Raw genomic sequence first — 13,169 nt, 5'->3', positions numbered from 1 at the left:
TCAGCCTTTCACCGCGCCGGCAACGAGGCCCTGGGCCATCTTCTTCTGGACGATGACGAAGAGAATGATCACGGGTAGCGCCATGAGGGTGGACCCGGCCATGATCCCGCCCCAGTCCGTTGCCTGATTCTGGCCGCTGAAGCCTTGGATCCAGAGCGGAAGTGTCTTGCTGTTATCGCTGCTCAGCAGGACAAGTGCCAACGTGTATTCGTTCCACGCGGCCAAGAAGGCGAAGATCCCGGAGGCCACGAGTCCGGAGCCCAGCAGCGGAAAGGTCACCCGGAAGAATGCGCCCATTCGGGAGCAACCGTCGATCATGGCAGACTCTTCGAGCTCCACCGGGACCCCGTCAACGAATCCCTTGAGCATCCAGATAGTGAAAGGCACGGATGCCCCGATATACAGCAGGCTCAAGCCGAGCACGGAGTTGAGCAGGTGCCAGCTGTCGATCATCTTGTACTGGGAAATGAACATGGCTTCAGCCGGGATCATCTGGATCACGAGCACCGAGATGATGACGATCTTGCGGCCTTTGAATCGAAAGCGGCTGAGCGCCATGCTCGCGAAGAAGGCGAAAAGCAGCGCAGCCACCACCACAATCAGGGCAACGCCGAAGCTCATCCGCAGGGCGGACCAGAAGCGGCTGTCGTGGAGCACTGTCTCGTAGTGCGCCCAGGTAAAGTCGAGCGGCAGGAACGACGGAGTGCGGGACTGCAAGGCGTCGTCCGTCACGAGCGAATTGTTGACCAACCAGTAGACCGGGAAAATCCACAGCAGACCGAAGACCAGGCCCGTGATGTTGGCCGCCGAGCGGCGGACGGGGTTGGGTTTGAGGGCCATTCAGACTTCTCCCTGCTTCAGGAATTGGGTGACATAACGCCACGTGAGGAGCAACGTGATCACCAGCATGATCAGGGCGGTCGCGGAAGCCACGCCGTAGTCGCCGCCGGACAAACCCACCTGGTAGACGTAGGTGCCAAGGACGTTGGTCTGCTCGGTGATGCCGCCGTTTTTCTGGAGGATGAAGATCTGCGTAAAGACCCGCAGGTCCCAGATGATTTCCAGGATCGTGACCAGCAGGAGAACCGGGGCGATGGTGGGTACGGTGATTTCGCGGAATTGCTTCCAGCCGTTGGCGCCGTCCAGCGTTGAGGCCTCGAGCATGGACTCATCGATCTGGGTGACCGATGCATACACCATGAAGACCACCAGCGGCACGCTCATCCAGATGACCAGGATGGCCGCTACTGCGAAGAAGGTCAGGGGGTTGGAAAACCAGTTGTAGCCAGCCATCCCCTGCAGTCCCAGTCCGGCCAATGTCCAGTCGACCACCCCGGACCTGGAATCGAAGATCCACTGGAACACCTGGAGCGAGGACAACACGGGCATCGCCCACGCCAGCAGCATGGCGGCCTGGACGAAGACGGAGACCGGGCCCGAGAGTTTGGTGAGGAGGAGCGCACCTCCGATCCCGATGGCCATTGTCAGTGCGGCACACACAAGGCAGAAGGCAAGGGATCTTCCCAGGGTGAGCCAGAATGCCGAATCGCCGAGTACCCGTGTGAAATTGTCGAGCCCTGCGAATTCCGCGGGTTTGCCGAACTGCTGCTCAAGGGAAAAGTGTTGGAACGCCATGGTGATTTGGCGGAGCAACGGGTAGCCCATGTCCACCAGGACAATAAGCACCGCGGGAAGCAGAAGGATGTATGGCAGGGGGTTGCGCCTGCGTTTCTTCGGGGCCGCTGCTTCAGTCCGGTCGGGGAGGATCCCTTCCGGCTTCGCACGCGTACTGGTTACGGTCATGGCTTCGGTCCTTTCTGCTTCCCGCCGGGCCTACTTGCTGTTGAGGATTTCGGTCATTTTGGCGTCGGCGGTCTTGGCCAGCCCAACGGGGTCCTTCAGCGCGCCCATAGCCACGAAGAAGTCGTCAACCACCTTGGCGCTCTCCACCAATGCCCAGTTCTTCGCTGCCGGGGTGCCCACGGAATTCCTGACGGCCTCGATGGTGACCTTGGACAATTCGTCCTGCCCGAGGGCTGTGGCGTAGTTCAGGTTTCCCGGGACCCAGCCTCCCTCGGTCGCGAAGAACTCCTGGAATGGTTTGCTGAAGATGAGTTTGAGGGCCTCCTTGGCCAGCCCCCGCGCCTTGCTGTTGTTCGAGATGGCCACGTTGGAACCGCCGGCAAAAGGATTGCCCACGGCGTCACCCTTAGGCGACGGGAAGTTGAAGTACCCCACCTTGCCGGCGTCCAGGAGTTCCTTCTTGATCTTCTTCAGATGGAAGTTGAAGCCGAAGAACATCCCTGCCTCGCCCGTGTTGAATGCGGTGTACGGCTGGGAACCGATGGTCGAATCGGTGATGGTTCCGGTGGTGGAGCCGGTCGTCCACAATTGCTGGAGCTGGGCGATGGCCTTCTGGCTTTCCGGCGAGGACAAGCTGCCTTCCCATTTCCCGTCCTTCTGCACGGCTAGTCGTCCGCCATTGCTGAACACCCAGGCGAACGCGGACTGTGATGAAATCCCGGGCAGGAACATCCCGGAAAAGTGTGCGTTCTTCTCGGGGTTGCCGGCCTGGATCTTCGTTGCGACGGCGGTCAGCTCGTCAATGGTCTTAGGTATCGCGAGCCCAAGCTGCTGGAACATGTCCTTCCGGTAGAACACGATCCGGCTTCCGGCGTAGAAGGGTGCGGCGTACATCTTGTTCTCGAAGCTGCCGAGTTCCACGAGCGATTTGGTCAGATTTGCACCGCCCAGCTCTTCTTTCATACCGCTCAGATCGGCCAGTGCTCCCACCGCACAGAACGTGGGCGCCTGGGTGTTGCCAAGTTCGATGATGTCCGGCGTCGATTCGGCGCTGGCAAGGGCCGTCTGGAGCTTCGGGACGATGCCATCCCACTCCTGCTGCTCGATGGTGAGGGTGGATCCCTGGAACTTGTTTTCGAACTCCTGCTTCAGCCACGCCTGGGCCTTGTCAGACACGGAGTCCTTCATGAACCAGACCCGCAGCTTTGCCGGAGAGGAGAGGCTGTCCGAAGAGACGGAGCCCGAGGCCTCGCCACATGCGGACAGCAAGGCTGCGGCACCCAGGGCCCCGCCCAGACCGAGCAAACCACGTCGACTAAGTTCTTTCATCGCTTCCTCCACTTTGAACTCACAGGGTCGATTGACCATGCAGCAAACGAAATCATGGAGGAATGATGCTTCGGAAGGGCCGCTAACTTAGTTCAGAATCGAAGTTAGTTTCGGTCCGGTTCGGAGCCCCGGGCGCACCGGCCCCGCTCAGCGCTCGACGCCGGCCGGCTGGTTCGACGCAGGTACCAACCGTGCGCTCAGGTCAGGTGCCACCCCGCCGTCGTCGAACGGGAACATGGGCCGCGCGATCCGACGGTGGCCCAAGCGGTGCAGATCCTGGTCCACGCCCCCTGGGGTAAGCGCCAGCATCCAGTCTGAAGCCATGTCGAAGAGCTCTGGCTCGAGGTAGCCGATCTTGACCACCACAACGTCGGCTGTCCGGGCATCCAAGCCGTTCCTGAGGAAGTCTGATTCCAAGTGGTACGGCTTGCGCCGCCGGGTCACGATGATGCGCAGCCCGCCAACGCGAATGACTGCCTCGTCAATGGCCACGGGGTCGCCCTGGGCCAGATGCTCAACAATGCCGTCCAGCCGCGCCGGGCCGGACTGTGTACCGTCCACGCGAGCACCCACCTCCACAGAGACGGATCCACCGACGCCGGCGCAAATGCAATGGTCCACCGCGGCGGGATCCGGGATCGAGGCATAAATGGCCTGCACCGTTCCGGCTGCGATGGGTGGGTGCTCAAGGAGTTTGTGCAGGGTCCAGGTGACGTCACCGGCTCCCCCGGCCGTGGGGTTGTCCCCGGAATCGCTGATGAAATACGGGCGCTTCGTGCTTGCCTCCGCTGCCGCGAGGCATTCAGCGAGCGGCGCCGAGGGAGCCACGAAACGGAACTCGTCCCGTCTGTTCCACATGTCGGCTGCAAGCCGGCCCGCATGGCTCGCGACGGCGTCGGCGTCGTCACCGGTGACCATCACCACGGCCCGGTTGCGCGGTTCGTCTGCCCAGGCATAACCGATCCATAGTGCGGCGTCGAGCACGCCTGGCCGACCAGCGATCACTGCAACTTCCTCATATAGCGATTTGGCCGGTTCCAATCGGGTACTGGTCTTTTCCCCGGGCAACAGGATGGGCACCGGAACCCAGGCCTTGATAGGGCGGCGGGTGGCCTCCGGCAGTGCCAGTCGCTCCAGCAGGTTCGCGGCTGCGCGTTCCTTGGTTTCCAGCCAGTCCTCGTGTGGGGCCATGCGGTAGCAACTGGGGATGTCCAGTTGGTGCGCCAAAGTCCAGGAAACGTTGCCGTGCAGGTCCATACCGCTGGACACCAGCACGTCCGGGCCGATGAGACCGCGCAGGGCAAGGAGCAAATCGCCCTCGGGATCGTCTACGCCATCCACGCTCATGGCACCGTGGATGTCGAAATAGAGCCCGTCCACCGGGCCCTCATCCAAGGCATCCGCGACAGCGGAAAGAATTGTCTGCTTCATCTCGGTGTAATCGGCGGAAGGGACGGACCCGCCCGGGATGGATCGAAAATGGACTAGCGGCAGCCAATCCGCCGCCTCGCGCACGGGATGGCCCGGAGCGAAAAAGGGGTACTGGTCCAAGATCTCCTGGCCATCCCGCCGGACAAAGTCCTGGATGCGGGTCCGGGCAGGGGAATAGGTGCTGGCCTCGAGGGCGATTCCGGTAATGAGGATCCGGGGCTTCTTTTCGATCATGCCTGCCACCATATTGAGGTTCGCGGCGGGACCGGGGCGCGGCCGCAAAAGTTCAATGCCGAATGAAGTTCAATCAGCCCTTTTAGCCCGGAATCCTGCCTAACGTGGGCTCGCAAGTGACGGCGCGCGGAATCCACGGAAGAGGATCTAACAATGCAGATTGGGCTGAGTACGTACAGTTTGGCAGGAGCCTTGGCCGACGGACGAATGGGCCTTTTGGACCTGCCCGGCTGGGCAGCATCACATCAGGCCAGCCATCTCGAAGTGGCCGAGGCGGGACTGGGCGTGGACCTTTCCCAAAACCACGCGGCGGCCGAGGGACTGCGCGAGCGTGGAGAGGAGTCCGGGATCGCCTTGGTCAACTATGTGGTGGGTGCGGATTTCCTTGGCGCCGACGCGGCGGCTGAAATCGCCCGGGTGAAGGCGCACTTGGACACGGCCCACCGGATGGGGATCAGCCGCTTCCGCCACGATGTGGTGCCGTGGGCCTGGCGCCCCGCCTCATACGCCGAATACCGGGATGCCCTGGAGCAGGTGGTCCCGGCGTCCCGGGAACTCGCCGACTACGCGGCAACCCTGGGAATCACCACCAGCGTGGAAAACCACGGCATGGCCTTCAATGTCAGCGAACGGTTGCTGCAGTTGGTGCACGCGGTGGACCGCGACAATTTCAAGATCACCTTGGACATCGGCAATTTCCTGTGCGTCGATGAGGTGCCGGAATCGGCCGTCGCCAAACTCCTCCCCTACGCGTCTGTGGTGCATCTGAAGGATTTCTACCGCCGGAAGAGAAGTCCCGGCGGCGGCTGGCTGCAAACGCTGGCAGGGGACCATATCCAGGGCTCCGTGTTCGGCCTTGGGGACATGGACCTGCCGCGTGTCCTTCGCCTGATCAAGGACTTCGGTTTCAGCGGACCGTGTTCGGTGGAATACGAGGGCCGCGAGGACTGCCTCACGGCGGCGCCCGAATCGCTGCGTAACGCCGCCGCATTGTGGGAGGGCTGCTGACATGGGGGCCCTGAACGTTGGGGTCATCGGGCTCGGGACCATCTCGGACATGCATTTGGACGCATACCGTGATTCGCCGTCGGCGCACCTGGTGGCTGTCTGCGACATCGACGCTGTGCGTGCCGGGAGCCGGGCCGCGGAATACGGTGCAGTCAAGGTCTTCACGGACTACAAGGAGCTCTTGGCGGATCCCGAGATCGACGCCGTCAGCATCTGCACGCGCAATGACACGCACGCCGAAATCGTGATTGCGGCGCTCGAGGCCGGCAAGCATGTGCTGGTCGAGAAGCCTATGACGGCCTCCCTAGGGGAGGCTTTGGCTGTTGCTGCTGCCGCCCAGAGGAGTGCCGCCGTTTTGCAGGTAGCGTACGTCCGCCGTTTCTCGCCCAACGCCGAGGTACTCAAGCGCTTTATCGACGCCGGCGACCTCGGGCAGATCTACTATGCCAAGGCCACCTGCCTGCGCCGGGTAGGAAATCCCGGCGGTTGGTTCGCCGACAAGGCGTTGTCCGGCGGAGGTCCGCTCATCGATCTGGGCGTCCATTTCATCGACATTTGCTGGTGGCTCATGGGCTGCCCCTCCGTGGCTTCGGTCTCCGGGACTGTCTTCCATAAGATCGGTGCACGGAACAATATCTTGAACTTCAGCCGGTATCTCTCCGCCGATTTCGATCCGGCACGACCACCGGCGGACCCCGTCGAAGATCTTGCGACAGCACTGATCAAGTTCAGCAACGGCGCAGTGATGCACTTCGACACGAGTTACTCGATGCACGGCGCCGATGAAACCAAGGTCCAAATCTTCGGAGACAAAGGCGGCGCGCAGCTGGAGCCGGCTTTGGAAATCTTCACCGAACAGCACGACACGCTGCTGGACATATCGCCGGTGCTGGATTCGCCGACTTTTAGCACCGTGGCATACCGCAACGAAGTGGAGCAGTTCCTGGCCACCGCCCGGGGCGATGCCGCCGAGGCCGCTCCGGCCGACCACGGCCTTGAGCTCATCAAGATCATCTCCGCGATCTACGAGTCCAGCAGGACCGGCCGCGAAGTGGTGCTGTAGCGGATCAGGCCTTACGTGCTCGATCAGGTCCGCCGTCAGGTCCAGCATCGCGTCCGGCCTGGCGGACGACATCGCGGTGGAGGTCCCTGTCCAGCCCATGGCCGTTGGCGAGCTGCGCAAGCAGCTCGCCAAGTTGCGTGATCTGCTCGTCTGTCAGCGGGGCCAGAAGCTCCGCTTCATGCTGTTCCGCGATCCCGCGCAGTTCTCGCAGCACGCGCTTGCCGGCGTCCGTGAGGTGGAGTTCATAGTTCCGCCGGTCTGTACTGCTGCGCACCCTCTCCACGAGGCCGCGTTCCTGAAGCGAGTCGATGAGTGAAACCACCCGGCTGGGGACGGCACCGAGCCTGTCCGCAAGTGAGCGCTGGCTCAGACCGGGGGCGCGTCCGAGCAGGCGGATGACACCAGCATCGCTGGGCGTGAGGCCGATCTCCCGAGTGCGGTCGGCAAAGCGGGACGATGCCGCGGCGCCCAGCTGCGACAAGAGAAATGCGGTCCGTCTCGGCCGGCCCGGTGTGGCTAAGTCCATGTCTTCAGAATACATGCTTGACAGAATAATTCTAGAGGTGAACTATTTCAGTAGTGATGCAATTAGGAGAGGTTCAGCCATGAGTAGTCGTTCGATTTCCGATGACGGCCGTCCAGCCCGGTCTGGCGGCCCACACCCCGGCGTTCTTGCCCTCGTCAGCCTGGGCATTTTCCTCGCCAGCCTCATCACGTCCGCAATCCTGACAGGCGGCCAGACGTTCGTCTCGCCCTTTGCCTCGACGGGGCAGGTGGCCGCATTCTTCCAGCAAAACGTCGCTGCCCTACGGGTCGGCGGAATGCTCCAATTCGGCTCCGCCGTGCCATTGGGGATCTACGCGGCCACCGTCTACGCCCGGCAGCTCCGGCTCGGCGTGCGCGTTCCCGGACCGGCCATTAGCTTCTTTGGCGGCATCAGCGCAGCCATCTTCCTGATGTTGTCGGGTTCCGTGACCTGGCTGTTGAGCCGGCCGGAAATCACCACCGATGTGACGCTCACCCACGCACTCGCGTTCCTCGCGTTCATCACCGGCGGGGTCGGCTTCGTCGTCGGAATCGGCCTCCTCATGGCGGGCATCGCCGTCCCGGCCCTGATCCTGGGCTTCATGCCCCGCTGGCTGGCCTGGACCGGACTGGTCATTGCCGCACTGTCCGAGTTGAGCTTCCTGTCGATGGCGATCGAGCCTCTTCAGTTCCTGCTGCCGGTCGGGCGCTTCGGCGGCCTTCTCTGGCTGGTCGCTGCCGGCTTCCTGCTCCCCCGCACCCGCGCTGCCGCGAACCAAGAGCCCCGGGCGCACGCGCCCGGCGCAAGCAAAATGCACGGCCCAAGCCCCACAACGCCATGACGACGCCGGATCCCACCCGGCCGCTGTCCGGCAAGGTCGCGCTCGTCACCGGAGCCAGCCGCGGAATCGGTGCAGAGATCGCAGCTGCGCTGGCTGGCGCCGGTGCCGATGTTGTCCTTGCCTCCCGTGACAGTGCCAGCGTGATCCGGCAGGTCGCCGCCATTACTTCGGGCGGCGGGAATGCCGTGGCCATGACCGTCGATGTGGGCGATGAGGACTCGGTGAAAGCCCTGATAGCCCGGATCCGGGACCGTTTCGGCCGGCTCGACGTCGCGGTCAACAATGCCGCGGGCGGCGGACGGACCCCTGCGCCATTGGCCAAGTGGGCGAGCGCGGAGTTCGACAGCGCGATCTCGATCAACCTGCGCGGAGTGTTCCTCTGCCTGAAATACGAAATAGAGCTCATGCTTGAAAGCGGAGACGGCGGGGCGATCGTCAACATGTCGTCCACCGCGGGCGAACAAGGCGTCGCCGGCTTGAGCGGCTACGTGGCGAGCAAGTTCGGCGTCGGCGGCCTGACGCGGGTGGCCGCGCTCGACTACGCCTCGCACGGGATCCGGGTCAACGCGATCGCTCCCGGCCCCATCCTCACCGAGCGACTCGCCGGGGCCGGCCAAGCCGCCCAAGACCATGTGGCCGCCGCCGTGCCGCTGGGCCGGATCGGATCCACGGCCGAGGTTGCTGCCGCCGCCCTCTGGCTCTGCTCGGACCAGTCCTCGTTCGTCACCGGAACTGTTCTCGCCGTCGACGGCGGCCGACTTGCCGGAACGCCTGCGTTCAACACCAGCAGAAAGGGAACCCAGCCGTGAATGACGTGCATTCCGACATCGAAGAGCTCAGCTTTCTCTGGGCAAGCGCCGAACGGAACAACGACGTCACGGCGCTGGACACGCTGCTGACAGAAGACTTCACGGCCGTCGGGCCGCTTGGATTCGTCCTCTCGCGAGTCCAGTGGCTCGATCGTTACCGCGAAGCGGCCTTCGTCAACGAAAAGTTCGAATGGAACATCAACAACGTCCGCAGCTACGGCGACTCCGCCGTCCTCATCGGAATCCAGAACCAGACGGCCGCCTACCGCGGGCATCCTTCCAATGGCGAGTTCCGCGTTACACAGATCGTGATCCGGAAGGACGGGCGCTGGCAGCTCGCAGGCCTGCACCTGTCACCCCTTGCGCAGCCCGGGGACACGCAGAACTTACGGCGCCCAAACCGTGCCACCCAAACCGCGCCACTGCAGGCCCCGCCCTAGAACGGCGGGGGTTCTGGCCGCTGGAGCAAATGGACCGTCCTGCCAACACCTGCCGCCTCGGTCCTGTATTGCCGACGGAGGGGCGACTTCCACTCGAGGTCGCCGGTTGGTGAGGACTGTCTATAGCTCCAGGCGCCTATGGACTTCAGTGCGTGGTGCTTTCGGCAGAGCATTGCAAGGTTGTCGGCGTCAGTGGTGCCGCCATCCTGCCACTCGGTGATGTGGTCGGGTTCGCAAACGACAACCCTCCGCGTGCACCCGGGGAACCGGCAGGTCCCGTCACGGCACTGCAGGTACCGGCGAAGCGCCTTCGGTGGACGGTAGGCCGTGCGCCCCACACCCAGGACCTGGCCGCTGGTGCAGTCCGTGAACAGCCGTTGCCACGTTGGCGCAAGGGCCGCCATGCGCCGGGCCGTTGCAGCGTCTATTGGTCCGTATCCTTCGAGTTCAGCTGTTTCGAACTCGCCACCGTCGGGCACGATGCTGCCGCCAAAGACGGATCCAACGGGAATGGTTACCACGACCTCGGCGCGGAATGCCCCGGATTCGGGCACGTCAGATCCGCCAAGCAGCTCGCCTGATCCACTCAAAAGCCGGTCAGATCCACCAAAGAGACGGTAGGCCAGCGCATCCGCGCGGAGCTCCGACAGCGTACGGGAATCGAGGGCGGCGCCAAAATCGGACGTAGGGTGCGGCCCCGGAAGATCTCCAAGCTCCGCAGCCCGCGCACTGGCCTGCCGCGCATCATGGTCGAGGCCGTTGTAAATGGCCATCCCGACCTCCGCCGTGAGGAACGCGGACAACGTGCACATGCCGTCCGGCTCGGCCGTGAACCACACGCCGCGCTCACGCTGGGCAGACTCTTTGCGGGCGATGATGCTTTCGGGGTGCACGTGCTCCCGCAGCCGCCGCAGGCAGGCGCGGAACTCTGACGGCGTGCGGCGCCGGCCCCGCCGCGTCCGCGTGCGCAGCAGGGCCACGGTAGCGAATTTTTCGGCGTGCTCGGCCGGGAGGGAACGGGCCTGGTCGAGAATGATCCGGGCGTGCATCTCGGAGATCTCCCCGGCCTCGACCGCCTCGAGGACTGCCCACTGGGACGTAGCAAGATCCGCGGCATCATTCAGCAAGCGCGCGGCCGTGCCCTCCGTCAGGGCGCAGCGGTGGACACTTCGGAGACAGCCAAGGCATGGGCCTCGTCCCCACCGAACCGTACCGGCTGCCTCTCGTGCCTCCTCGGGGATTCTTCACCGATTACTTCTTCAACGCGGACCAGGGCCTGATACTTCACGGCCGTGGCCCAGGCAATGAGCCTGTCGGTCGATTCCACAACACCGAGCGCATCGTCGGCACTGAGGAAGGATGCGAGAGGCAGGCTCACGGTGCCAACCAGCGGCGAATCCTCCCGGTCTGTGAAGCTGACGGCCGGAACCCACGCATCGCCTTCCGCTCCGAACACCCGGTTTTCCACGCCTGCCCCCTTCCTGGATTCCTGCCCCTCAACCATGCGAGGCCACTCGGCTGCCTGACACTTTCAGGCTAGGGGGAGGGTCTGACATTTAAGGTGCCGGCCGGTCGGTCACCGCGAACATTCATCGCAACGACGTCCTCGGCAACAACGGGGGGTGCCTGGCTTGTCTCGGACAACGACGACGTCGATGCGTGGCGCCACGGGCCGGATTCCACTACCGGGTTTCCCAAGCGTTCCCTAGCCGGGGGTGCCCCAGAGACGGTGCCACCACGACCGCTTGCCCGCACGTTCCTGATTCACGGCTTCCTGGGCCGCGCTTGCCTCGGCAGCCGCTGCCCGGCGCTCGCGCCAGCGTTCCAGCTCGACGCCGACATTCCGGGTTTTCGTGATCACCGGCGGGCCGCCCTGGAGCTGGCGCCGCGCGTCAATGACCCGGGCGTTGAAGTCCTCCACCAGCTCGCGGACCTGTTTTTCGGTGTACAGGGCGTCAAGCTTGGCATCCAGTTCGGCATCCTCGGTGCGTAGGAGAATGGCTTTCGGGCCAAGGCCGCTGAGATGCTCGCGCTGAATGAGGCCCTTGACCCACCAGTCGGGATCGTAGCGCTCCCCCAACCCGGGGATCGGTTTGCCCGCGTACTTCAGGTTGTCGAACTTCCCCTGCGCCATGGCGTCGCGGATCAGGTATTCCACCCGCGCGGCGTCGTCCACCTTCTTGCGCTTCCGCCGCTCTTCGTCCTCGGCGGCCTCAAGTTCGGCTTCTTCTTCGGCCGTCATGCCGGTTGCGCGGACGTTCCGCAGCTCCATGGCTCGCTCCAGCCGGCGCTTGAACGCACTGTTTTCGCCGTTCACGGCTAATCACCGCCTTCGCTTGCGGAATCCTGGATCTGCGTCCAAGTATTCCGCAAGCAGGAGATTCCCGGGATGGCTCTCGCGGACTCGGCCTCTATTCACACCCAGCGCAGCTCACTAACCTGACTGGTAACGGCTAGTTCAGGAAGAGGGTCACCATGGACGAACAGGGCATTCTGCACCGCATCCAATCGCTGGTGGAGGAGGAGCGGGAGCTCCGCGAGAAGGCAGAGGCGGCCCCGCCGGGTCCGGCGCACGCACCTGACCGCGCAAGGCTGGAGCGCATCGAACTGGACCTGGATCAGTGCTGGGACCTGCTGCGGCAACGGCGGGCCAAGAGGCAGTACGGGGAGAACCCGAACGAGGCCAAACCACGGCCTCCAAAACAGGTGGAAGGCTACACGGGCTGAAGCCTCTAGCAACACAGGACGACGACGGCGGACGCTCCCGCCGTCGTCGTCCTGGCTAGGCGCGGATGCTGAGATAGATGCCCGTATGGTCCAGCTCGCCAAGTCCCTGCGAGATCATGGTTTGAAATGCACTGCGGACGCTGCTGGAAACCGGTAGATCCAGCCCTGACTCCGCTGCGATTTCCGCGATGAAGGTCAGGTCCTTCAGCTGGTTCTTTGCAGATCCCCCGCCATCAAAATCTGCCTCGATCCAGCGTTGGCCTTTTTGTCGAAGGACTTCGGAGTTCGCCAGGCCACCCGCAAGTATTTCTTGGACATGCCCCAGATCGAGCCCGGAGGCCTCGGCTAACACCATGGCCTCCGAGATTGCCGTTACTGTTGCGGCCACCACGATTTGGTTGCAGGCTTTGGCGATGGAGCCTGCGCCCGTATTCCCGAACCGCAGAACGGTGGCACCGTAGAGCTCGAAAAGCGGTTTGAGGCGCTTCACGACGTCACCGGGGCCGCCAACCATGATGCTGAGCCGTCCCTCTTCGGCGCCGATGATGCCGCCGCTGAGCGGGGCGTCAATGACGGTTATTCCATGGGTCTTGCGGCATTCGGCGGCGAAGGCCGCGACAGCGACGGGCGACACCGTGCCGTGGACCACCAGGACCGGGTTGTCTATCCGGTTGACCTTCCACCCGGCAAGCAGCCCGCCTGGTCCGTGCAGTAGCTGCTCGACCTGGGGAAGGTCGGGCAGGACGGTCAGCACCACCGCGCTGGCTGCTTCCGCCGGGGAATCGGTGGGCTGCCCTCCGTGGATCGCTCTGGCCTTGTGGGCCGTCCGATTCCAGAGTTTCAGTGGCACGCCGGCAGCTATGAGGTTCCGGGCAATGGGGGCGCCCATCGGTCCGGTACCCAACAGGGCCACCGATGAGGGAACGGGTGTCTCAGCGTTGGTTATCTGCGTCATGGT

15 protein-coding genes are annotated in these 13,169 nt (G+C 63.7%); 6 read left to right on the top strand and 9 right to left on the bottom strand.

Going from position 1 to position 13,169, the window contains the following annotated elements; genetic code table 11:
* The 4 genes from ABEA18_RS01435 to ABEA18_RS01420 all read right to left on the bottom strand — a co-directional run bounded on the left by ABEA18_RS01435 (position 1) and on the right by ABEA18_RS01420 (position 4,797).
* Positions 1-840 carry a carbohydrate ABC transporter permease gene (locus tag ABEA18_RS01435; protein ID WP_345447285.1) on the bottom strand — a complete coding sequence of 280 codons (840 nt, stop codon included), beginning with the start codon at positions 838-840 and terminating at the stop codon, positions 1-3.
* Entirely contained in the window at positions 841-1,803 is a 963-nt protein-coding gene (locus tag ABEA18_RS01430; RefSeq protein ID WP_345447282.1) for a carbohydrate ABC transporter permease, read from the bottom strand.
* 30 nt (positions 1,804-1,833) lie between these two features.
* Complete coding sequence (locus ABEA18_RS01425; RefSeq protein WP_345447279.1) at positions 1,834-3,132, bottom strand: extracellular solute-binding protein; 1,299 nt, start codon at positions 3,130-3,132, stop codon at positions 1,834-1,836.
* A gap of 147 nt (positions 3,133-3,279) precedes the next feature.
* Positions 3,280-4,797, bottom strand: a complete 1,518-nt coding sequence (locus ABEA18_RS01420) for a M81 family metallopeptidase (RefSeq protein WP_345447276.1) — start codon at positions 4,795-4,797, stop codon at positions 3,280-3,282.
* A 153-nt stretch (positions 4,798-4,950) separates the two neighbouring features.
* Between ABEA18_RS01420 and ABEA18_RS01415 the strand changes: the two genes are divergently transcribed.
* On the top strand, positions 4,951-5,805 hold the full coding sequence (locus tag ABEA18_RS01415; protein ID WP_345447273.1) for a sugar phosphate isomerase/epimerase family protein: 855 nt from the start codon (positions 4,951-4,953) through the stop codon (positions 5,803-5,805).
* Position 5,806: 1 nt separating this feature from the next.
* Positions 5,807-6,868: a Gfo/Idh/MocA family protein gene (locus ABEA18_RS01410; RefSeq protein ID WP_345447270.1), complete on the top strand. Its 1,062-nt coding sequence runs from the start codon at positions 5,807-5,809 to the stop codon at positions 6,866-6,868.
* 4 nt (positions 6,869-6,872) lie between these two features.
* Here ABEA18_RS01410 and ABEA18_RS01405 read toward each other — a convergent pair whose 3' ends face one another.
* The gene (locus tag ABEA18_RS01405) at positions 6,873-7,394 is read right to left on the bottom strand and encodes a MarR family winged helix-turn-helix transcriptional regulator (RefSeq protein WP_345447267.1); all 522 of its coding nucleotides are present in this window, start codon (positions 7,392-7,394) and stop codon (positions 6,873-6,875) included.
* Positions 7,395-7,473: 79 nt separating this feature from the next.
* Here ABEA18_RS01405 and ABEA18_RS01400 point away from each other — a divergent pair, with 79 nt between their 5' ends.
* Genes ABEA18_RS01400 through ABEA18_RS01390 form a run of 3 tightly spaced genes read left to right on the top strand, consistent with a single transcriptional unit; the run spans position 7,474 to position 9,484 of the window.
* Positions 7,474-8,235 (top strand): hypothetical protein, encoded by a 762-nt coding sequence (locus tag ABEA18_RS01400; RefSeq protein ID WP_345447264.1) that lies wholly within the window; start codon positions 7,474-7,476, stop codon positions 8,233-8,235.
* Positions 8,232-9,044, top strand: a complete 813-nt coding sequence (locus ABEA18_RS01395; protein WP_345447261.1) for an SDR family NAD(P)-dependent oxidoreductase — start codon at positions 8,232-8,234, stop codon at positions 9,042-9,044. The genes ABEA18_RS01400 and ABEA18_RS01395 overlap by 4 nt, the downstream gene beginning before the upstream one ends.
* Positions 9,041-9,484 (top strand): nuclear transport factor 2 family protein, encoded by a 444-nt coding sequence (locus ABEA18_RS01390; RefSeq protein ID WP_345447258.1) that lies wholly within the window; start codon positions 9,041-9,043, stop codon positions 9,482-9,484. The genes ABEA18_RS01395 and ABEA18_RS01390 overlap by 4 nt, the downstream gene beginning before the upstream one ends.
* On the opposite strand, the gene ABEA18_RS01385 is transcribed toward ABEA18_RS01390, so the two are convergent.
* The 3 genes from ABEA18_RS01385 to ABEA18_RS01375 all read right to left on the bottom strand — a co-directional run bounded on the left by ABEA18_RS01385 (position 9,481) and on the right by ABEA18_RS01375 (position 11,801).
* A complete protein-coding gene (locus ABEA18_RS01385) occupies positions 9,481-10,611 on the bottom strand; it encodes an HNH endonuclease signature motif containing protein (RefSeq protein ID WP_345447255.1) in 1,131 nt (376 codons plus the stop codon). The genes ABEA18_RS01390 and ABEA18_RS01385 overlap by 4 nt on opposite strands.
* Before the next feature lie 20 nt (positions 10,612-10,631).
* Positions 10,632-10,952 (bottom strand): hypothetical protein, encoded by a 321-nt coding sequence (locus ABEA18_RS01380; RefSeq protein ID WP_345447252.1) that lies wholly within the window; start codon positions 10,950-10,952, stop codon positions 10,632-10,634.
* A gap of 237 nt (positions 10,953-11,189) precedes the next feature.
* The gene (locus ABEA18_RS01375; protein WP_345447250.1) at positions 11,190-11,801 is read right to left on the bottom strand and encodes a DnaJ family domain-containing protein; all 612 of its coding nucleotides are present in this window, start codon (positions 11,799-11,801) and stop codon (positions 11,190-11,192) included.
* 158 nt (positions 11,802-11,959) lie between these two features.
* Here ABEA18_RS01375 and ABEA18_RS01370 point away from each other — a divergent pair, with 158 nt between their 5' ends.
* On the top strand, positions 11,960-12,211 hold the full coding sequence (locus tag ABEA18_RS01370) for a DUF2630 family protein (protein ID WP_268020359.1): 252 nt from the start codon (positions 11,960-11,962) through the stop codon (positions 12,209-12,211).
* Positions 12,212-12,266: 55 nt separating this feature from the next.
* Here ABEA18_RS01370 and ABEA18_RS01365 read toward each other — a convergent pair whose 3' ends face one another.
* Positions 12,267-13,166: an NAD(P)-dependent oxidoreductase gene (locus ABEA18_RS01365; RefSeq protein WP_345447246.1), complete on the bottom strand. Its 900-nt coding sequence runs from the start codon at positions 13,164-13,166 to the stop codon at positions 12,267-12,269.
* Positions 13,167-13,169 lie beyond the last annotated feature (3 nt).

Source organism: Arthrobacter gyeryongensis (genome assembly GCF_039543785.1).
In the GTDB taxonomy this organism is placed as follows: Bacteria; Actinomycetota; Actinomycetes; order Actinomycetales; family Micrococcaceae; genus Arthrobacter; species Arthrobacter gyeryongensis.
This window is presented reverse-complemented; position numbering and strand designations above follow the sequence as displayed.

Excerpts from the sequence above, each read along its gene's own strand:
- ABEA18_RS01435 (WP_345447285.1), bottom strand. The coding sequence starts at position 840 with ATGGCCCTCAAACCCAACCCCGTCCGCCGCTCGGCGGCCAACATCACG.
- ABEA18_RS01430 (WP_345447282.1), bottom strand. The coding sequence starts at position 1,803 with ATGACCGTAACCAGTACGCGTGCGAAGCCGGAAGGGATCCTCCCCGAC.
- ABEA18_RS01425 (WP_345447279.1), bottom strand. The coding sequence starts at position 3,132 with ATGAAAGAACTTAGTCGACGTGGTTTGCTCGGTCTGGGCGGGGCCCTG.
- ABEA18_RS01420 (WP_345447276.1), bottom strand. The coding sequence starts at position 4,797 with ATGATCGAAAAGAAGCCCCGGATCCTCATTACCGGAATCGCCCTCGAG.
- ABEA18_RS01415 (WP_345447273.1), top strand. The coding sequence starts at position 4,951 with ATGCAGATTGGGCTGAGTACGTACAGTTTGGCAGGAGCCTTGGCCGAC.
- ABEA18_RS01410 (WP_345447270.1), top strand. The coding sequence starts at position 5,807 with ATGGGGGCCCTGAACGTTGGGGTCATCGGGCTCGGGACCATCTCGGAC.
- ABEA18_RS01405 (WP_345447267.1), bottom strand. The coding sequence starts at position 7,394 with ATGGACTTAGCCACACCGGGCCGGCCGAGACGGACCGCATTTCTCTTG.
- ABEA18_RS01400 (WP_345447264.1), top strand. The coding sequence starts at position 7,474 with ATGAGTAGTCGTTCGATTTCCGATGACGGCCGTCCAGCCCGGTCTGGC.
- ABEA18_RS01395 (WP_345447261.1), top strand. The coding sequence starts at position 8,232 with ATGACGACGCCGGATCCCACCCGGCCGCTGTCCGGCAAGGTCGCGCTC.
- ABEA18_RS01370 (WP_268020359.1), top strand. The coding sequence starts at position 11,960 with ATGGACGAACAGGGCATTCTGCACCGCATCCAATCGCTGGTGGAGGAG.
- ABEA18_RS01365 (WP_345447246.1), bottom strand. The coding sequence starts at position 13,166 with ATGACGCAGATAACCAACGCTGAGACACCCGTTCCCTCATCGGTGGCC.